The 18774-nt window shown below is 70.7% G+C and carries 17 protein-coding genes; 11 read left to right on the forward strand and 6 right to left on the reverse strand.

The window, feature by feature from the left end:
• Window positions 1-251 precede the first annotated feature (251 nt).
• Window positions 252-1613 carry a type I glutamate--ammonia ligase gene (glnA, locus tag A4E84_RS11585; RefSeq protein WP_033312643.1) on the reverse strand — a complete coding sequence of 454 codons (1362 nt, stop codon included), beginning with the start codon at window positions 1611-1613 and terminating at the stop codon, window positions 252-254.
• Between the two features lie 296 nt (window positions 1614-1909).
• Between glnA and A4E84_RS11590 the strand changes: the two genes are divergently transcribed.
• A complete protein-coding gene (locus tag A4E84_RS11590) occupies window positions 1910-3097 on the forward strand; it encodes a globin domain-containing protein (RefSeq protein ID WP_062926486.1) in 1188 nt (395 codons plus the stop codon).
• Here the strand turns inward: A4E84_RS11590 and A4E84_RS11595 are convergent.
• Window positions 3094-3543: an RrF2 family transcriptional regulator gene (locus A4E84_RS11595; RefSeq protein WP_062926487.1), complete on the reverse strand. Its 450-nt coding sequence runs from the start codon at window positions 3541-3543 to the stop codon at window positions 3094-3096. The two genes, A4E84_RS11590 and A4E84_RS11595, sit on opposite strands and share 4 nt — an antisense overlap.
• Before the next feature lie 195 nt (window positions 3544-3738).
• Here A4E84_RS11595 and A4E84_RS11600 point away from each other — a divergent pair, with 195 nt between their 5' ends.
• The 7 genes from A4E84_RS11600 (at window position 3739) to A4E84_RS11630 (ending at window position 10690) form a co-directional block, all read left to right on the forward strand.
• A complete protein-coding gene (locus A4E84_RS11600) occupies window positions 3739-4407 on the forward strand; it encodes a DUF3105 domain-containing protein (protein WP_062926488.1) in 669 nt (222 codons plus the stop codon).
• Window positions 4404-5024 (forward strand): DUF305 domain-containing protein, encoded by a 621-nt coding sequence (locus A4E84_RS11605; protein WP_062926489.1) that lies wholly within the window; start codon window positions 4404-4406, stop codon window positions 5022-5024. The genes A4E84_RS11600 and A4E84_RS11605 overlap by 4 nt, the downstream gene beginning before the upstream one ends.
• 252 nt (window positions 5025-5276) lie before the next feature.
• A complete protein-coding gene (locus A4E84_RS11610) occupies window positions 5277-7220 on the forward strand; it encodes a S53 family peptidase (RefSeq protein WP_062926490.1) in 1944 nt (647 codons plus the stop codon).
• A gap of 79 nt (window positions 7221-7299) precedes the next feature.
• The gene (locus tag A4E84_RS11615; RefSeq protein ID WP_062926491.1) at window positions 7300-9054 is read left to right on the forward strand and encodes an NAD+ synthase; all 1755 of its coding nucleotides are present in this window, start codon (window positions 7300-7302) and stop codon (window positions 9052-9054) included.
• 139 nt (window positions 9055-9193) lie between these two features.
• Window positions 9194-9496, forward strand: a complete 303-nt coding sequence (locus A4E84_RS11620) for an ArsR/SmtB family transcription factor (protein WP_062926492.1) — start codon at window positions 9194-9196, stop codon at window positions 9494-9496.
• Window positions 9493-9885, forward strand: coding sequence for a VOC family protein (locus tag A4E84_RS11625; RefSeq protein WP_062926493.1), 393 nt, complete (start codon window positions 9493-9495; stop codon window positions 9883-9885). The genes A4E84_RS11620 and A4E84_RS11625 overlap by 4 nt, the downstream gene beginning before the upstream one ends.
• Window positions 9886-9976: 91 nt before the next feature.
• Window positions 9977-10690 (forward strand): haloacid dehalogenase type II, encoded by a 714-nt coding sequence (locus A4E84_RS11630; protein WP_062926494.1) that lies wholly within the window; start codon window positions 9977-9979, stop codon window positions 10688-10690.
• A 79-nt stretch (window positions 10691-10769) separates the two neighbouring features.
• Here A4E84_RS11630 and A4E84_RS11635 read toward each other — a convergent pair whose 3' ends face one another.
• The 4 genes from A4E84_RS11635 to A4E84_RS11650 all read right to left on the reverse strand — a co-directional run bounded on the left by A4E84_RS11635 (window position 10770) and on the right by A4E84_RS11650 (window position 15667).
• Window positions 10770-11987, reverse strand: a complete 1218-nt coding sequence (locus A4E84_RS11635; protein WP_062926495.1) for an MFS transporter — start codon at window positions 11985-11987, stop codon at window positions 10770-10772.
• Window positions 11988-12123: 136 nt separating this feature from the next.
• Window positions 12124-13176, reverse strand: coding sequence for an endonuclease/exonuclease/phosphatase family protein (locus tag A4E84_RS11640; protein WP_062926496.1), 1053 nt, complete (start codon window positions 13174-13176; stop codon window positions 12124-12126).
• Window positions 13177-13356: 180 nt separating this feature from the next.
• Window positions 13357-13995, reverse strand: a complete 639-nt coding sequence (locus A4E84_RS11645; RefSeq protein ID WP_062926497.1) for a TetR/AcrR family transcriptional regulator — start codon at window positions 13993-13995, stop codon at window positions 13357-13359.
• Window positions 13996-14065: 70 nt separating this feature from the next.
• Window positions 14066-15667, reverse strand: coding sequence for an MFS transporter (locus A4E84_RS11650; RefSeq protein WP_079128945.1), 1602 nt, complete (start codon window positions 15665-15667; stop codon window positions 14066-14068).
• Window positions 15668-15872: 205 nt separating this feature from the next.
• On the opposite strand from A4E84_RS11650, the gene panB reads away from it, so the two are divergent.
• From panB to A4E84_RS11665, 3 genes are all read left to right on the forward strand, one after another.
• Window positions 15873-16748 (forward strand): 3-methyl-2-oxobutanoate hydroxymethyltransferase, encoded by an 876-nt coding sequence (gene panB / locus A4E84_RS11655; protein WP_062926499.1) that lies wholly within the window; start codon window positions 15873-15875, stop codon window positions 16746-16748.
• 158 nt (window positions 16749-16906) lie between these two features.
• The gene (locus tag A4E84_RS11660; protein ID WP_062926500.1) at window positions 16907-17926 is read left to right on the forward strand and encodes an ATP-binding cassette domain-containing protein; all 1020 of its coding nucleotides are present in this window, start codon (window positions 16907-16909) and stop codon (window positions 17924-17926) included.
• Window positions 17923-18738, forward strand: a complete 816-nt coding sequence (locus A4E84_RS11665) for an ABC transporter permease (protein ID WP_062926501.1) — start codon at window positions 17923-17925, stop codon at window positions 18736-18738. The genes A4E84_RS11660 and A4E84_RS11665 overlap by 4 nt, the downstream gene beginning before the upstream one ends.
• Window positions 18739-18774: the final 36 nt, after the last annotated feature.

The following is an 18774-nucleotide window of genomic DNA, read 5'->3' on the forward strand; positions in this document are numbered from 1 at the left end:
CTCGAACTTCTACTCGCGCTCTGGCGATTCAAGAGCGCTCGCCTTTCAGCAAGTCCGAAACGTACTTGACCTCCAGCCGCGACAGGCAACAAGACCGATACGGCGGCACGCCGAAGAAGCTCCGGGCGGTCTGCAGAAGGTCGCCGGACGGCCCAGAGACGGCCCAGAGGCCGTGAGAGGCCATGGGGCCGACGATCCACAACCGTCAGCCCCATGCACTGCATCAGCGGAGAACCCGCCTTGACCTGCGACTACAGCGCCGGCAGATTCTTCCGCAGCTCGAACGCCGTGACCTCCGAGCGGTACTCCTCCCACTCCTGCCGCTTGTTGCGCAGGAAGAAGTCGAAGACGTGCTCGCCGAGGGTCTCGGCGACGAGGTCGCTGCGTTCCATGAGGGTCAGGGCCTCGCCCAGGTTCTGGGGCAGCGGCTCGATGCCCATGGCGCGGCGCTCCGCGTCGGAGAGGGCCCAGACGTCGTCCTCGGCGCCCGGCGGGAGTTCGTAGCCCTCCTCGATGCCCTTGAGGCCGGCGGCCAGCAGCAGCGCGTACGCCAGGTACGGGTTCGCGCCGGAGTCGAGGGAGCGGACCTCCACCCGCGCCGAGCCCGTCTTGCCGGGCTTGTACATCGGGACGCGGACGAGCGCCGAGCGGTTGTTGTGGCCCCAGCAGATGTACGAGGGGGCCTCGCCGCCCGCGCCGGCCGTACGCTCCGCGCCGCCCCAGATGCGCTTGTAGGAGTTCACCCACTGGTTGGTGACCGCGGAGATCTCCGCCGCGTGCCGCAGCAGGCCCGCGATGAAGGAGCGGCCGACCTTGGAGAGCTGGTACTCCGAGCCCGACTCGTAGAAGGCGTTGCGGTCGCCCTCGAAGAGGGAGAGGTGGGTGTGCATGCCGGAGCCCGGGTGCTCCGAGAACGGCTTGGGCATGAACGTCGCGTGCACGCCCTGCTCCAGGGCCACCTGCTTCATGACGAGGCGGAACGTCATGACGTTGTCGGCCGTGGACAGCGCGTCGGCGTAGCGGAGGTCGATCTCCTGCTGGCCGGGGGCGCCCTCGTGGTGGGAGAACTCAACCGAGATGCCCATCGACTCCAGCATGGTGATCGCCTGGCGGCGGAAGTCCATGCCGACGTTGGTGGGGGTGTGGTCGAAGTAGCCGGAGTTGTCGGCAGGGGTGGGGCGGGAGCCGTCCAGCGGGCGGTCCTTCAGCAGGAAGAACTCGATCTCCGGGTGGGTGTAGAAGGTGAAGCCCAGGTCGGAGGTGCGGGCCAGGGCGCGCTTGAGCACGTAGCGCGGGTCGGCGAAGGACGGGGAGCCGTCCGGCATGAGGATGTCGCAGAACATGCGGGCCGTGCCCGGTGCCTCCGCACGCCAGGGCAGGATCTGGAAGGTCGACGGGTCCGGCTTGGCGATCATGTCGGACTCGTAGACCCGGGCGAAGCCCTCGATCGCGGAGCCGTCGAAGCCGATGCCCTCGTCGAAGGCCTGCTCCAGTTCCGCCGGGGCCACGGCGACGGACTTGAGGAAGCCCAGCACGTCCGTGAACCACAGGCGTACGAACCGGATGTCGCGCTCCTCCAACGTCCGGAGCACGAACTCCTGCTGCTTGTCCATCTTCCGCTTCCCCATCCTTGCTGGTCAGGCCGCCTTCTCTTCCGTACCACGGGAGGCGGTCGGGCACCTGAGCATCCCACCACACCTCCGTTTCGTACGCGTTGCGGACCATGATCGCCCGGCCGGCCCGGGGTCGAACGCCTCACGTACGGCAGGTGAACTGCTCTTCCGCCCATAGTGCCTGCTCGCACCGGCATCCGTAACGGCCGGTCCCTCGCGCTGCACCCCACTCTTAATTTGCATCTCATATACAACTTTAAATAGCGTGCGTACAGTCGAGCCCTGAGGAGCCCCAGATGCTGTCCGAGCAGTCCGCCGCCACCGTCCGCGCCACACTCCCCGCCGTCGGCGCGGCCCTCGGCACGATCACCGAGCGCTTCTACGCCGGGCTGTTCACGGCCCACCCGGAGCTGCTGCGGGACCTGTTCAACCGGGGCAACCAGGCCGCCGGAACCCAGCGCCAGGCGCTGGCCGGTTCCGTCGCCGCCTTCGCGACGCACCTGCTGGACCGCCCGGAGCAGCGGCCCGACGCCATGCTGCAGCGCATCGCCCACAAGCACGCCTCGCTCGGCGTCACGCCGGAGCAGTACGGCATCGTCCACGAGCACCTGTTCGCCGCCATCGCCGAGGTGCTGGGCGACGCGGTCACGCCCGAGGTCGCCGCCGCCTGGGACGAGGTCTACTGGCTGATGGCGAACGCGCTGACCGCCGTGGAGCAGCGGCTGCGCGAGGAGCGCGGCGGGCACACCTGGCGGACCTGGGAGGTCGTCGAGCGCGTCGCCGAGACCGCGGACGTCGCCACGTTCCGGCTGCGGCCGGCCGACGGCGGCCCGGTGCGGGACTTCCTCGCGGGCCAGTACGTCTCCGTCCGCGTCACCCTCACGGACGGCGCCCGGCAGATACGGCAGTACAGCCTGTCCGGGGCGCCCGGCCCGGACCTGCGGCAGATCAGCGTGAAGCGCGTGCACACGTCCGGCGCCCCCGGCGGCGAGGTATCGAACCACCTCCACGCGCGCGTGGAGGTGGGCGACGTCCTGGAGCTGTCCGAGCCGTACGGCGACCTGGTCCTGGACTCCGGCTCCGACACGCCGCTCCTGCTGGCCTCGGCCGGCATCGGCGTGACCCCGATGACCGCGATGCTGGCGCACCTCGCCGGCTCCGGGCACCGCGCCCCGGTCACCGTCGTGCACGCAGACCGCTCCCCCGCGGCCCACGCCCTGCGCGCCGACCACGAGGCCTGGGCGGCCAAGCTCCCCGACGCGGCCGTCCACCTCTGGTACGAACAGGACGCCCCCGCAGGCACCCGCACCGGCCTGGCCGACCTCACCGGCGTCGCACTCGTCCCGGGCACGCGCGCGTACCTGTGCGGCCCGCTCCCGTTCATGCGCTCGGTGCGGACCCAGCTGATCGCGAAGGGCGTGGCCCCCGCCGACATCCACTACGAGGTGTTCGGCCCGGACCTGTGGCTGGCGGGGCAGGTCTAGACGTCACGGGGGCCGGGGCCCCGCGAGATCCCCAGCAGCAGCGCGCCCGTCGGCTCCGCCACGATGTCCTCCACCGTGACCGGGTCCAGTGAGGTGAAGAACGCCTCCTGGGCCCGGCGCAGGGCGCCGCGCAGACGGCAGGCGGACCTGAGGGGGCAAGGGGTGGGCCCCTCGCAGTCGACGACGTCGCCGCCGCCCTCGAAGGCGCGGACCACGGCACCGACGGAGGCCGTACGGCCCTGCTCGGTGAGGGTGAGCCCGCCGCCTCGGCCGCGGCGGGCCCGCAGCAGGCCCATGTGCTGGAGCTCGGCGACGACCTTCGCCAGGTGGGTGTACGGCACGTCCATGCCGTCCGCGACGTCCCGGGTCGTCGGACTCGACCCGCCCGCGACGGCGAGCCGCATCAGGACCCGCAGGGCGAGGTCGGTGGAGCGCAGCAGCCGCATGCGGGCAGCGTAAGTAATGGGAATCCCCGGTTCAAATTTTCCGGCGGGAAGGCGGCGCCGGGAGCGGCGAAGCTTTCGTCCCGCTGTCGGTGCCGTATCGATTCGGCCCATTCCCGCGGCCGCTCTACGAGGCGCCCCGTCTCCCCCATTACGATCAGGCCACCCGACCGTCACTTTTCCCACGAAGGACACTCCATGGGCTCCGCCAAGAAGGCCAGCACGTCACGCAAGGCTCGAATAGAGGAGATGCGGCGCGCCGAGCAGGCCCGTGAGCGCCGCAACCGGATCCTCACCATCGCGGCCAGCCTCGTGATCGTGACCGGACTCGTCGTCGGCGGCGTCGTGCTCGTGCGGTCCCAGGACGACGGGGCCAGTGACACCGCGGCGGCGAGCGACTCCTCCGGCAAGGGCAAGTTCGTGACGGGCAAGGACGGCGTGAAGACCTGGGAGGGGAAGCTGGCCCGCAACCACGTCACCAAGGCCGTGAAGTACGCCTCCGAACCGCCGGTCGGCGGCGACCACAACCCGGTCTGGATGAACTGCAACGGCGACGTCTACACCGAGCCGGTGAAGAACACCAACGCCGTGCACTCGCTGGAGCACGGCGCGGTGTGGGTGACGTACAACGCCGCCGCGAAGAAGTCCGACGTCGACGCGCTCGCGGCGAAGGTGAAGAAGACGCCGTACACGCTGATGAGCCCGATGGACGACCAGAAGGACCCGATCATGCTCTCGGCGTGGGGGCACCAGCGCACCGTGACGGGCGCGAGCGACCCGAACGTGGACAAGTTCTTCGAGAAGTTCGTCCAGGGCGAGCAGACCCCCGAGCCGGGTGCCGCCTGCACGAACGGGCTGTCCAAGTGAGGCATGCCGGCCTGATCGCCGGGGCCGCGGTGACGGCGCTCGTCGCGACCGGTGCGATCACCTACGCCGTCGCGGGGGACGACGGCAGCGGCAGGACGCCCTCCGCCGACTCCGCGGACGCCGGGTTCGCGCGGGACATGGCGGTGCACCACCAGCAGGCGGTGGAGATGTCGTACATCGTGCGCGACCGCACCAAGGACGAGGAGGTCCGGCGCCTGGCGTACGACATCGCGCAGACGCAGGCCAACCAGCGCGGCATGATGCTCGGCTGGCTCGACCTGTGGGGTCTGCCCAAGGTGTCCTCCGAGCCGCCCATGACCTGGATGGACATGGGCGGCATGGCCTCGGCCAAGGACGGCGCGCTGATGCCCGGCATGGCGACCAACTCCGAGATGAAGAAGCTCGGAGAGCTCAGCGGGAAGCAGGCGGAGGTCTTCTACCTCCAGCTGATGACGGACCATCACCAGGGCGGCGTCCACATGGCCGAGGGCTGCGTGGACCGGTGTGTGGTCGGTGTCGAGAAGCGGCTCGCGCAGGGCATGGTGGACGCGCAGCAGTCGGAGATCCGGCTGATGGCGGACATGCTCAAGGAGCGCGGCGCCGCACCGCGATCCTAGGTTTGTCGTTTGGGTCACGCCCCAGACGCGGGGCTGCACAGCACCGTCGATTTCGTGCGGCCCGATCCAAACGACAGACCCTGGCGGCAGTGGTCGCGTAAGCCTCGAATCGCCCCGCCTGGCGGTCGTTTGAGCTCTTCTTGGTCTGCTTAGAGCGCTTCTTGGGCTGCGCAATTCCCTTGCATGAACGGTTCATCGCGAGAGTGGCGACCGTCGGGTGATCCACTCGCGACGAACCGCACAGGGGGTTCCATGAGATCCAACCGCGCCTCGGTGCGCGCCGGGGTGAGCATGGCAGCGACACTGCCGATGCTCGCCGGTGCGCTGGCGCTCGGCATACCCGCGGCGCACGCCGCCGACCACCCGCTCCGTGACCTGCTGTCGGGGACCCGCCCCTCGTGGGCCACGGCCCGCGCGGACAGGGGCGCCACCTCCGACGGTGCCCAGGTCTCGGCCCGGGTCTACCTCGCCGGCAAGGACGCAGCCGGCCTCGCCGCCTATGCGAAGGCCGTCTCCGACCCGGACTCGGCCTCGTACGGCGAGTACCTGACGGCCAAGCAGGCACAGGCCCGCTTCGGTGCGACCAAGGCCCAGGTGGCGGCCGTGAAGTCCTGGCTGACGGCGTCGGGCCTGAAGGTCACCGGTGTCACGCGGCACTACGTCTCCGTCGGCGGTGACGTGGCCGCCGCCGAGAAGGCGTTCGGCACCCAGCTGCACAACTTCGCCAAGGGCTCGAAGACGTACCGCGCCCCGGCGAGCACCGCCTCCGTGCCGCAGAGCCTGGCCGCCGCCGTCCTGACCGTGACCGGCCTGGACAACGCGCCGCACATGGCCACGCACGACGATCAACTGCCCCCGCCGGACACCGTGTTCCGCAACGCCGGGCCGTTCTCCTCGTACTACGGCTCGAACACCGCGAGCACGCTCCCGGACGCGTACGGCAAGAAGATCCCGTACGCCGTCAAGGGCTACACGGGCAAGCAGCTGCGGGCCGCCTACGGCGCGGGCACGCGCACCGGCAAGGGTGTCCGGGTCGCCATCACGGACGCGTACGCCTCGCCGACGATCGCCTACGACGCCGGCACCTATGCCAAGCGCAACGGTGACGCCGCGTGGAAGACGGGCCGGCTGCACCAGGTGCTGCCGAAGAAGTACACCGACACCGAGGACTGTTCGGCCTCCGGCTGGTACGGCGAGGAGACCCTGGACGTCGAGGCGGTGCACGCGGTCGCCCCGGCCGCGGACGTCACGTACGTCGGCGCCGCCTCCTGCGGGGACGGCGATCTGCTCGACGCGCTCGGCAAGGTCGTCGACAGCCACCTGGCCGACATCGTCTCCAACTCCTGGGGCGAGGTGGAGGCCGCGCAGACTCCCGACCTCGCGGCCGCCTACGACCAGGTGTTCCAGCTGGGCGCGGTCGAGGGCATCGGCTTCTACTTCTCCTCCGGCGACGACGGCGACGAGGTCGCGAGCTCCGGGACGAAGCAGGTCGACTCCCCGGCCAACTCGGCGTGGGTCACCGCCGTCGGCGGCACCTCGCTGGCCGTCGGCAAGGACAACGCGTACCTGTGGGAGACCGGCTGGGGCACCGACAAGGCGAACCTGTCGGCCGACGGCAAGAGCTGGACGGACTTCCCCGGCGCCTTCACCTCCGGCGCGGGCGGCGGCACCAGCAAGACCGTCGCCGAGCCCTCCTACCAGCAGGGTGTGGTGCCGGACGCGCTGGCCAAGGCCAACAGCGCGGACGGCAACCGGGTCGTGCCGGACATCGCGGCGATCGCCGACCCGAACACCGGCTTCCTGGTCGGGCAGACGCAGACGCTCCCCGACGGCAAGAAGCAGGCGTACAGCGAGTACCGCATCGGCGGCACCTCGCTCGCGGCCCCGACGATCGCGGCCATCCAGGCCCTGGCGCAGGAGGCCCGCGGCGGCAGGGCGATCGGTTTCGCCAACCCGGCGATCTACGCCAAGGCCGGCTCGAAGGCCTACCACGACGTCACCGACAACCCGACGGGCTCCGGCCTGGCCGTGGCCCGGGTCGACTTCGTGAACGGCTACGACGCCACCGGCGGTCTGGCCACGTCCGTGCGCAGTCTCGGCAAGGACAGCTCGCTCGCGGCGGTGAAGGGCTACGACGACGTCACCGGCGTGGGCTCACCCGCGAAGGGCTACGTCGAGTCGTACCGGCGCGGCTGACCTCCGCAAGGGGACATGGGGTGGTGTGGGGTGACTCACACCACCCCATTGTGTCGCACTGACGATTACACTGGGCGGCGTGCCTCAACTACGTCTCGCCCTGAACCAGATCGACGCCGGCGTCGGCGACCTCGCCGGGAACACCGAGTCGATCGTCCGCTGGACCCGGCACTCCGCCGAACAGGGAGCGCATCTCGTGGCGTTCCCCGAGATGGTGCTGACCGGGTATCCCGTCGAGGACCTGGCGCTCAGGTCGTCCTTCGTGGAGGCCTCCCGCGCGGCGCTGCGCACTCTCGCCACGCGTCTGGCCGAGGAGGGCTTCGGAGAGCTGCCGGTGATCGTCGGCTACCTCGACCGCAGTGCGACCGCCCAGCCGAAGTACGGCCAGCCGGCCGGCGCGCCGCAGAACGCGGGTGCGGTGCTGCACCGCGGTGAGGTGGTCCTGAACTTCGCCAAGCACCACCTGCCGAACTACGGCGTGTTCGACGAGTTCCGCTACTTCGTGCCCGGCGACAGCATGCCGGTGCTGCGGGTGCACGGCGTGGATGTCGCCCTGGCCATCTGCGAGGACCTCTGGCAGGACGGCGGCCGCGTCCCCGCCGCCCGTTCGGCGCAGGCGGGCCTGCTGGTCTCGATCAACGCCTCCCCCTATGAGCGCAACAAGGACGACACGCGCCTGGAGCTGGTCCGCAAGCGTGCCCAGGAGGCCGGCTGCACCACGGCGTACCTGGCGATGATCGGCGGCCAGGACGAGCTGGTGTTCGACGGCGACTCGATCGTGGTCGACCGGGACGGCGAGGTCGTGGCGCGGGCGCCGCAGTTCTCCGAGGGCTGTGTGGTGCTCGACCTGAACCTTCCGGCGGCGTCGGCGGACGCGCCCACCGGCGTGGTCGACGACGGTCTGCGCATCGACCGCGTGGTGCTCTCCGAGGAGCCGCTGCCCGCGTACGAGCCCGAGCTCACGGGCGGCTACGCGGACCGTCTGGAGGACGACGAGGAGGTCTACTCCGCGCTGGTCGTCGGCCTGCGGGCGTACGTCGCGAAGAACGGTTTCACGTCGGTCCTGATCGGCCTGTCGGGCGGCATCGACTCGGCGCTGGTCGCGGCGATCGCGTGCGACGCGGTGGGCGCGCAGAACGTGTACGGCGTGTCGATGCCGTCGAAGTACTCCTCGGACCACTCCAAGGACGACGCGGCCGAACTGGCCCGTCGCACGGGACTGAACTACCGCACGGTGGCGATCGAGCCGATGTTCGACGCCTACATGGGCTCGCTGGGGCTCACGGGCCTGGCGGAGGAGAACCTCCAGTCGCGCCTGCGCGGCACGCTGCTGATGGCGATCTCCAACCAGGAGGGCCACATCGTCCTGGCGCCCGGCAACAAGTCGGAGCTGGCGGTCGGCTACTCGACGCTCTACGGCGACTCGGTCGGGGCGTACGGCCCCATCAAGGACGTCTACAAGACGTCGGTCTTCCGCCTCGCCGAGTGGCGCAACCGGGCCGCCCGGGAACGCGGCCAGACCCCGCCGATCCCCGAGAACTCCATCAGCAAGCCCCCGAGCGCGGAACTGCGCCCGGGTCAGGTGGACACGGACTCGCTGCCCGACTACCCGGTGCTGGACGCGATTCTGGAGCTGTACGTCGACCGGGACCGGGGAGCCGACGAGATCGTGGCGGCCGGGTTCGACGCGGGGCTGGTCGCGAAGACGCTGCGCATGGTGGACACGGCCGAGTACAAGCGGCGCCAGTACCCGCCGGGCACGAAGATCTCTCCGAAGGGCTTCGGGAAGGACCGGCGGCTGCCGATCACGAACGGATGGCGGGAGTCGCTCTGACAGGCGGGATCGGCTGACGGGCGGGGCCGGCTGACGGGCGGGGCCGGCTGACGGACAGGGCCGGCTGACGGACAGGGCCGGCTGACGGACAGGGCCGGGAGGCTTGATAGGCAAGTGTTCACTTGCCTATCCTGGGGTCGTGGCCGATGACCTTTTCAAAGCCTTGGCCGACCCCACCCGTCGCACCATCCTCGACGAGCTCGCGGAGCAATCCGGGCAGACCCTGTTCGAGATCTGCTCGCGACTGAGCATGAAGCACCGGCTCGGCATCTCGCGCCAGGCGGTCTCCCAGCACCTCGCGGTGCTGGAGGCCGCCGGGCTCGTCGAAACGAGGCGGGAGGGCCGCTACAAGTTCCACGACCTCAACACGGCCCCGCTCCGGCAGATCACCGAGCGATGGCCGGTGCCCGACCCCTCCCGACCGGAAGAGAGCCCGTCATGAAGATCCATCTGACCAGCGTCTTCGTCGACGACCAGGCCAAGGCCCTCCGCTTCTACACCGAGGTCCTCGGCTTCGTGAAGAAGTACGACGTCCCCCTGGGCGAGACGGACCGGTGGCTGACCGTCGTCTCCCCCGAGGAGCCCGGCGGCACGGAACTGCTCCTGGAGCCCGCCGGCCACCCGGCCGTCAAGCCCTACCGTGACGCGCTCGGCGCCGACGGCATCCCGCTGGCCCAGTTCGCCGTCGCCGACGTCCGGGCCGAGTACGAGCGCCTGAGCGGCCTCGGCGTCCGCTTCACCCAGGAGCCCGTGGAGATGGGCCCCGTCACCACGGCCGTCTTCGACGACACCTGCGGCAACCTGATCCAGATCGCGACCCAGCCGGAGTAAATGTCGTCACCACCTTGACCGGTGACAACTCCCGATGCCACCATCGTCACCTGCTCACGTGGTGACACACCTGGCCGGCACGGGAGAACACATGGCGGCGATCCGCGACATCGAGGTCGTCGTCTTCGACGTCCTGGGCACCATGGTCGACGAACCCGGCGGGCTTCGGTCGGCGGTACGGGAAGCGACCGGCCTGTCCGGCCGGACGGCCACCGACGAGCTCGTCGCCCTGTGGCGGCGGCACTGCGAGCAGGAGCAGGAACGCGTCCGGCAGGGACAACGCCCGTACGCGAGCACGGAGGTGCTCGACGCCGAGGCCGCCCGGCTGGTGGCCCGGCACGCCGGGGTGACCGACCCGGGGGCCGTCGCGCGGCTCGCCACGGCGGGGCGGCGGCTGCCCGCGTGGGGCGACTCCGCCGCCGGGCTGGAGCGGCTCTCGCGGCGGTACCCCGTGATGGGGCTGTCCAACGCCGGCCGCACGGCCCTGCTCCACCTCAACGCGCATGCCGGGCTGCGCTGGCACCGAGCACTGTCGGCAGAGGCCGTTCCGGCCTACAAGCCGGCGCCCGAGGTCTACCGGCTCGCCCTCGACAGCGCCGGATGCCCACCCGAACGCGTGCTGATGGTCGCCGCCCACGCCTGGGACCTGCGCGGTGCGCAGGCGGCCGGCATGCGCACCGCCTACGTCCACCGGCCGGCCGGGGATCCGCCGACGGGCTCAGACGACTTCGACGGGCGGTTCGACGGACTGGTGGACCTGGTCGATGCGCTGACGGGCAGTCGGACGACAGAGGCGGTCGAGTAGCGCGCCCGCCTCGCGCCCCGGTCAACGGAACGGCAGCCCGCGGGACCGGGTCCCGCGGGCTGCCGTGTGCCGGAAACCGTCAGTGGTGCACCGCTTCCGCCCCCTGCGGGACGTGGCTCGCCACGATCCGCTCGCGCCCGGCGACCGGAGCCCGGCGCCGGTCCACCGCGTAGGCCAGCGACGCCACGGCCAGGCCGAGGACGGCCAGGGCCACACCGGCCAGGGCCGGGGAGGTGACGCCGAAGCCCGCGGCCAGCGCGAGGCCGCCGATCCAGGCGCCGCCGGCGTTGGCCAGGTTGAAGGCGGCCTGGTTGGCCGAGGAGGCCAGGGACGGGGCCGAGGAGGCCTTCTCCATGACCATCAGCTGGAGCGGGGAGCCGGTGGCGAAGGCCGCCATGCCGAGCAGGGTCACGGCCACGGCGGCCGTGAGCTCCGTGCGCATCAGCAGCGGGAAGAGCGCCAGGACCGCCACCAGGGCGGTGAGGCCGCCGAACAGCGTGCCGCGCAGGGAGTGGTCGGCCAGGCGGCCGCCCAGCAGGTTGCCCGCGGTCGCGCCGACGCCGAACAGCGCCAGCAGCAGGGTGACGCTGGCGTCGGCGTAGCCGGCGGCGTCGGTGAGCATCGGCGTGATGTAGCTGTAGGCGGCGAAGAGCGCACCGAATCCCGCGACGGTCGTGCCGAGCGACAGCCAGACCGGCAGGGAGCGCAGGGCGGCGAGTTCACCGCGCAGGCCCTGGGCGGTGGTGTGTTCGTGGTCGTGCGGGATGAGGAACGCGAGCGCGGCGATCGCCGCCAGGCCGATGGCGCTGACGCCGAGGAAGGTCGCCCTCCAGCCGAGGTGCTGGCCCATCAGGGTCGCGACCGGCACGCCCGCGACGTTCGCGACCGTCAGGCCGAGGAACATCAGCGAGACCGAGCGCGCCTTGCGTTCGGGTGCGACCATGTTCGTCGCGACGACGGCGCCCACGCCGAAGAAGGCGCCGTGCGGCAGACCGCTCAGGAAGCGGGCGGCCAGCAGCCAGCCGTTGTCGGGTGCGAGGGCCGACAGGGCGTTGCCCACGACGAACAGCCCCATCAGGCCGATCAGGACCGTGCGCCGGGACATCCTGGCGGTGACCGCGGCCAGCAGCGGGGCGCCGATGACGACGCCCAGCGCGTACGCCGACACCAGATGGCCGGCGCTGGGTATCGAGATGTTCAGGTCGTCCGCGACGTCGGGCAGCAGCCCCATCATCACGAACTCGGTCGTACCGATGCCGAAGGCGCCCACGGCAAGGGCGAGCAGGGCCAGGGGCATGAAGGAGCCTTTCGAGACTTGCTGGGAGATCCGTACGCGTATGTTCAAGTACGGAACAAAGTCTCGCAGGCGCACTATTCCACGCGGTGACACCGAGGTTGCGGATTTCTGACGGAACTGCCCTGACCAGCGGTTTTCAGGAATCGCTTGTGGTGACCCTCACACGAGCCGCGACCGGCAGATGGTCGCTGCCCGTCTGCGGGAGGGTCCACGAGCTCTCCGGCTTCAGGCCCCGCACCATGATCTGGTCGATGCGCGCCATCGGGAACGACGCCGGCCAGCTGAAGCCGAACCCGTTGCCGGCCGCGCCCTGCGTGGAACGCATCTGGGAGGTGACGGCGTTGAGCGCGCGGTCGTTCATCGTGCCGTTCAGGTCGCCGAGCAGGACGACGTTCCTCAGCGGTTCGTGGGCGATGGCCTCGCCGAGGTAGTCGGCGCTCCGGTCGCGCTGGCGGGCCGTGAAGCCGGCCTCCATCTTCACGCGCACCGACGGCAGATGGGCGACGTAGACCGCGACCTGCCCGGACGGTGCGGTCACGGTGGCGCGCATGGCGCGCGTCCAGCCCATGTCGAGGTCGACGTCCCGCACGCCGCTCAGCGGGTACTTGCTCCACACGCCGACCGTCCCCTGCACGGAGTGGTAGCGGTACGTCGGCGCCAGCGCCTTCTCGTACGTCGGGACGGCGGCCGGCGTCAGCTCCTCCAGGGCCAGCACGTCCGCGCCGGAGTCGGCCACGTCACGGGCGGTGCCGGCCGGGTCGGGGTTGTCCGCGTTGACGTTGTGCGTGACCACCGTGAGGTCGCCGCCGGTCGCGGTCTTGTCGCTGAGCTGGCCGCCGAAGAGGTTCAGCCAGACCACGGACGGCAGCACCACCGCGATCAGCGCGGTCGCGGACCTGCGGACCAGGGCGAGGACGAGCAGCACCGGGACGAGGAGTCCCAGCCAGGGCAGGAACGTCTCGGTGAGACTGCCCAGGTTGCCGATGGTGTTCGGAATGCGCGAGTGCAGCACCATGACCAGGGCCAGCAGGACCGCGCACGCGGCGACGACCAGTCCGCGCCGCCAGATCCGCGGGTCGCCCCGCCAGGAGCCCGCCAGCCGGTCGAGCAGGCGCCGAAGCCGGGTTCCCCGGTGCTCGGGCCCCGAGCCGCCGTTGTCCGTCTCCGTCATGTACGCCTGCTGCGCCATACCGTCGCCTCACTGCCTGCCGTGCACACCATCGCCCCCCGTGTCCTTACGACCCTAGGGGATGATCCGTTCCGTTCCCGCCGTCCTGTGACGGCCGTACGGGGGCGATGACGTCCGAGTCCCCGAGGAGAGTTCCGGTCACGCCCGCCGAAAGCGCCGTCTGTGACGAAACGCGCACACTCAGCCGGGCCGGTGGGGCTCGGAACTGACGGGGCGTAGGCCTTCGAGGAGGGTGTCGACGACCTGCTCGGCGAGGTCGTCGGGGAGGTCGGCGTCGGTGTGCAGCACAGCGCGGAGGAGCATCGGGCCGACGAATATGTCGTTCAGCAGTTCGAGGTCGAGGTCCGTGCGCAGTTCGCCGTTCTCCCGGCCGCGGCGCAGCACCTCCAGGCCGAGCCGGCGGCGCGGGGCGACGACGGTGGCGTGGTACGCCGCCCAGAGTTTCGGACTGCTCTTCATCTGGGCCTGCACGCTGTGCAGGATCGCCGAGGAGCGGTTGGCCAGGCCGCGCCGGCGCACCTGTTCCAGCAGGACCACGAGGTCGTCGCGCATCGAGGTGCCGGGGAGCGGCGGGTCCGGCGGCTCGGCCGCGCGTACGACGTCGACGAAGAGTTCCTCCTTGCCGCTCCAGCGGCGGTAGATGGTGGCCTTGCCGACGCCCGCGGTGCGCGCGATGCGCTCGATGGACAGCTCCGCGAGGGGCACGCCCTCCTCCAGGAGCCGCATCACGCCCTCGATGATGGCGCGCTCGACGGCCTCGCTTCTGGGGCGGCCCCGCGCGGGACCGTCGGGCGGGGTGTGCCGTTCGGCGAGGCTCACGTCGCTGCGTCCTTCCTGACGGGGGTGGAGACCGTTCCCGGCGGCGCGGGGAGTGAATTCTCCCGCAGGTCTACGAACCCGTGTGCGACAACTCCTTGTCCCCCTGCGCCCGGTGGGGCGACGGCGGCCTGCCCGGCAGGAACAGCGCCACGACGACCGCGCCGATCAGGGCGATGCCCGCGCCCCACAGGGCGGTGATGTGCATCGCGTGCAGGAACGCGTCGTAGGCCGGGGCGACGAGGGCCTCGCCCCGCGGGCCCAGTTTGTCCGCGACGCCGAGCGTGGCCTCGATGGACTCCCCGGCGGTGTGCCGCAGGGCCGGGGGCAGGACGCCGAGCTTGTCCTCGATGCCCGTGCGGTACGCCGTGGACAGCACCGAACCGAGGACGGCGATACCGAGGGCGCCGCCGACCTGCCGGAAGGTGTTGCTGAGCGCGGAGGCGGAGCCGGCCTTCTCGCGGGGCAGAGCCTGCATGATGACGACGCTGACCGGCGTCATGATGTGCGCCATGCCGGCACCCATGAGAAAGAAGATCACTTCCAGGATCCAGATGGGTGTGTCCCCGTCCAGGGTGGCGAAGGCGGCCAGCATGGCGGCGATGACGACCATGCCGGCCGTGGTCGTGACCCGGTTGCCGAAGCGGTCGACCACCAGCCGGGCGCGCGGCGCGAAGATCAACTGGGCGGCGGCCAGCGGCAGCATCAGCAGACCGGTCTGCAGCGGCGAGTAGCCGCGCACGCTCTGCGTGTAGAAGACGGAGAAGAAGGTCACGCCCATCAGCGCGAAGAAGACCAGCGCGATGGCGGCGATGGCGGCCGAGAAGACCTTGTCCTTGAAGTACGTGACGTCTATCGACGGGTGGTCGCTGCGCTTCTCGAACACGACGAAGGCGACGAGCACGGCGAGGCCGGCGCCGATGGTCGCCAGCACGGTCGCGTCGGTGAAGTCGGCGAGCTGGCCGCCCTTGATGATGCCGTAGACGAGCAGCACCAGGCCGAGGACGGACAGCACGACACCGACGGGATCGACCCGGCCCGGGTGCGGATCGCGGGAGTCCGGCACCAGCCAGAGCATCAGCGCGAGCGCGACCACCACGATCGGCACGTTGACCAGGAAGACCGAGCCCCACCAGAAGTGGTCGAGCAGGACGCCGCCGGTGATCGGGCCGATGGCGACGGCGAGGCCGACGCCGCCCGCCCAGATGCCGATGGCCTTGGGCTGCTCCTCGCGCTCGAACACGTTCATGAGGACGGCCAGGGTGGCGGGCATCACGAAGGCGGCACCCAGGCCCATCACGGCCCGGAAGGTGATCAGCTGGCCCGGCGAGCCGGAGAACGCGGCGAGCGCCGAGCCGATGCCGAACACGGCGAGACCGCCGAGCAGCACCTTCTTGCGGCCCAGCCGGTCGCCGAGCAGCCCGGCGGTGAACAGCAGGCCGGCGAAGACGAGGGTGTAGGCGTTGATGGCCCACTCCAGCTGGCTCTGCGTGGCGCCGAGGCCGGTGGGGGCCGCGGTGGAGATCGTCTTGATGGCGACGTTCAGGATCGAGTTGTCGAGCACGACGATCAGCAGGCTCAGCATCAGCACGCCGAGGATCGCCCAGCGGCGCCGGTGCACCGCTTCCGGTACGCGCGGGCCGGTGGGGGCGGCCGGGTCGGCAGGAGTAGTCATGGCACCGAGCCTAGAAGCATTTCGATACGAGACCGTCTCGTATCGGAATTCTCTTACCGGGATCTTACGCAGCTTCTGCTTCCGGGGCCCCCGCGGACGGAACTCACAAGGGCTCCCCTAGCCCTCGATGGCACGAGGTGCCACCATGGACGTGGTCCGGGGACGCCGTCAGGGCGCCTCGAGATGACGTGTTAGGAGCCGTGCAATGACGCAGCTTCCGGCTGCCCAGACTGCTCAGATGAAGCCCTCCGGCAACGGCAGGGCGCTGTACGGAGGCAAGGGCACCCGCCGTATCACCGTGCGCGACATCGCCGCCGCCAAGGAGCGCGGCGAGAAGTGGCCGATGCTCACCGCGTACGACGCCATGACCGCGTCCGTCTTCGACGAGGCCGGGATCCCGGTGATGCTCGTCGGCGACTCGGCGGGCAACTGCCACCTCGGGTACGAGACGACCGTGCCCGTCACCCTCGACGAGATGACGATGCTGTCGGCGGCGGTCGTACGGGGCACCTCGCGCGCCCTGATCGTCGGCGACCTGCCCTTCGGCTCCTACCAGGAGGGCCCGGTGCAGGCGCTGCGCTCGGCGACCCGGCTGGTGAAGGAGGCGGGCGTGCAGGCCGTGAAGCTGGAGGGGGGCGAGCGGTCGCACGACCAGATCCGGCTGCTCGTCGAGTCCGGCATCCCGGTCATGGCGCACATCGGCCTGACCCCGCAGTCGGTCAACGCCATGGGCTACCGCGTGCAGGGGCGCGGGGAGGAAGCGGCCCAGCAGCTGCTGCGGGACGCGAAGGCCGTGCAGGACGCGGGCGCGTTCGCGGTGGTGCTTGAGCTGGTCCCCGCGGAGCTGGCCGCCGAGGTGACGCGCGTGCTGCACATCCCGACCGTGGGGATCGGGGCGGGCCCCGAGACCGACGCGCAGGTGCTGGTGTGGACCGACATGCTGGGTCTGACCGGCGGGCGGGTGCCGAAGTTCGTGAAGCAGTACGCGAACCTGCGTGAGGTCATGGGCGACGCGGTGAAGGCGTTCGCCGACGAGGTCGTCGGTGGGACGTTCCCGCAGGAGGAGAACTCCGTCCACTAGAACCACTGCCGCACCACCACGGACGGCCCGCCGATCATCCCCCGTCGGCGGGCCGTCCCGCGTCCGCGGTGGCCGGCCGGCAGGGCATCGGCAGGCTGTCGGCGGCTTGTCGGTGACGTGTCGGTGGTTTGTCGGTGGGGACTGGGACCGTCTGTCCCATGACGCGAATCGACACACAGACCAGCGGCGCCGCTGTCACCGTGCGGGGGCTGGTGAAGCACTACGGGGAGACCAAGGCACTGGACGGGGTCGACCTGGAGGTGCGGGAGGGCACCGTGATGGGGGTGCTCGGGCCGAACGGGGCCGGGAAGACCACCCTGGTACGGATCCTGTCCACCCTGCTGCAGGCCGACTCGGGGCAGGCCACCGTGGCCGGGTACGACGTCGTACGGCAGCCGCGGCAGCTGCGGCGGGTGATAGGGCTCACGGGCCAGTACGCGTCCGTGGACGAGAAGCTCTCGGGCTGGGAGAACCTGTACATGATCGGGCGGCTGCTCGATCTGCCCCGCAAGGAGGCCCGCGCCCGTGCCGACAGGCTGCTGGAGCGCTTCTCGTTGACCGAGGCGGCCAAGCGGCCGGCGGCGACGTACTCCGGGGGGATGCGGCGCCGGCTGGACCTGGCCGCGTCGATGATCGGCCGGCCGGCCGTGCTCTTCCTCGACGAGCCGACCACCGGCCTCGACCCCCGCACCCGCAACGAGGTGTGGGACGAGGTCAAGCGCATGGTCGGCGACGGGGTCACCGTGCTGCTCACGACCCAGTACATGGAGGAAGCCGAGCAGCTCGCCTCGGAGCTGACGGTCGTCGACCGCGGCCAGGTCATCGCGGGGGGTGCGATCGAGGCGCTGAAGGCGAAGGTCGGCGGCCGGGCGCTGCGGATCCGCACCGCCGATCCCACCCACCTGCGGCCCCTCGCGGGCACCCTGGACGAGCTGGGGATCACCGGGCTCGCCACCACCACGGTCGACACCGACCGGGGCGACGTCCTCGTGCCGATCCTCAGCGACGAGCAGCTGACGGCCGTGGTCGGCGCGGTCACCGCGCGCGGCATCACGCTCTCCTCCATCACCACCGAACTGCCCAGCCTGGACGAGGTGTTCCTGTCCCTCACCGGCCACCGTGCCAGTGCCCCGCAGGACGCCATGCCCGCCGAAGACCTCCAGGAGGCCGCCGTATGAGCGCCGTCACCGTCAACGACGCCGCCACGGACGCCCGTATCCCGCTGCGCGGCCATCTGCGCCACACCGGGGCCCTGATCCGCCGCAACCTGCTGTGGATCCGCAAGGACCCGGAGTCGATGGCCGACGCACTGCTGATGCCGGTCATCTTCACCCTGCTGTTCGTGTTCGTCTTCGGCGGCTCGATCGGGCAGGCGCTGGGCGGCGGGCAGGACCGGTACGTGCAGTACGTGATCCCGGGCATGATCGCGATGATGAGCATGACGCTGTCCCAGGGCGTCGGCACGGGCTTCAGCCAGGACTTCAACTCCGGTGTCATGGACCGGTTCCGGTCCCTGCCGATCGGGCGCGGCTCAGTGCTGTTCGCGAAGATCTCGGTGGAACTGCTGCGGATGCTGTTCGCCACCGCCGTGCTGATGATCGTCGCCGTGGCGGTCGGGTTCGAGATCACGAACTGGCCGGGGCTGCTCGCGACCGTGGCCCTGTCCACGGCGTTCGCCTCGTCGATCATGTGGGTGTTCCTCACCCTGGGCGTGATCCTGAAGAACGCGCAGTCCGTACAGGCGATGGGCTTCCTGGTGCTGTTCCCGCTGCAGTTCGGCTCGTCGATCTTCGCGCCGACCACGTCGATGCCGGGCTGGCTGCAGGCGTTCACCGACTACAACCCGCTGTCGACGCTCGCGGACGCCGCGCGCGGACTGATGGTGGGCGGGCCGGTCGCGCACGACCTGTGGGTGACGCTCGGCTGGTCGGCGGTGATCACGGCGGTGATGGCGCCCGTAGCGATCCACAAGTTCCGTACGAAGAACTGACCCGGCGGGCGGATCCGCCTCACGGATCCTTCGTCG

The organism is Streptomyces qaidamensis (assembly GCF_001611795.1).
Taxonomy (GTDB): domain Bacteria; phylum Actinomycetota; class Actinomycetes; order Streptomycetales; family Streptomycetaceae; genus Streptomyces; species Streptomyces qaidamensis.

Bases quoted from the DNA above. Each gene is read 5' to 3' on its own strand.
- A4E84_RS11635 (WP_062926495.1), bottom strand. From the start codon at position 11,987: ATGCCCCTGGCCCTGCTCGCCCTTGCCGTGGGCGCCTTCGGCATCGGT.
- glnA (WP_033312643.1), bottom strand. From the start codon at position 1,613: ATGGACAAGCAGCAGGAGTTCGTGCTCCGGACGTTGGAGGAGCGCGAC.
- A4E84_RS11640 (WP_062926496.1), bottom strand. From the start codon at position 13,176: ATGGCGCAGCAGGCGTACATGACGGAGACGGACAACGGCGGCTCGGGG.
- A4E84_RS11650 (WP_079128945.1), bottom strand. From the start codon at position 15,667: ATGACTACTCCTGCCGACCCGGCCGCCCCCACCGGCCCGCGCGTACCG.
- A4E84_RS11595 (WP_062926487.1), bottom strand. From the start codon at position 3,543: ATGCGGCTGCTGCGCTCCACCGACCTCGCCCTGCGGGTCCTGATGCGG.
- A4E84_RS11600 (WP_062926488.1), top strand. From the start codon at position 3,739: ATGGGCTCCGCCAAGAAGGCCAGCACGTCACGCAAGGCTCGAATAGAG.
- A4E84_RS11590 (WP_062926486.1), top strand. From the start codon at position 1,910: ATGCTGTCCGAGCAGTCCGCCGCCACCGTCCGCGCCACACTCCCCGCC.
- A4E84_RS11625 (WP_062926493.1), top strand. From the start codon at position 9,493: ATGAAGATCCATCTGACCAGCGTCTTCGTCGACGACCAGGCCAAGGCC.
- A4E84_RS11660 (WP_062926500.1), top strand. From the start codon at position 16,907: ATGACGCGAATCGACACACAGACCAGCGGCGCCGCTGTCACCGTGCGG.
- panB (WP_062926499.1), top strand. From the start codon at position 15,873: ATGACGCAGCTTCCGGCTGCCCAGACTGCTCAGATGAAGCCCTCCGGC.
- A4E84_RS11610 (WP_062926490.1), top strand. From the start codon at position 5,277: ATGAGATCCAACCGCGCCTCGGTGCGCGCCGGGGTGAGCATGGCAGCG.
- A4E84_RS11630 (WP_062926494.1), top strand. From the start codon at position 9,977: ATGGCGGCGATCCGCGACATCGAGGTCGTCGTCTTCGACGTCCTGGGC.
- A4E84_RS11665 (WP_062926501.1), top strand. From the start codon at position 17,923: ATGAGCGCCGTCACCGTCAACGACGCCGCCACGGACGCCCGTATCCCG.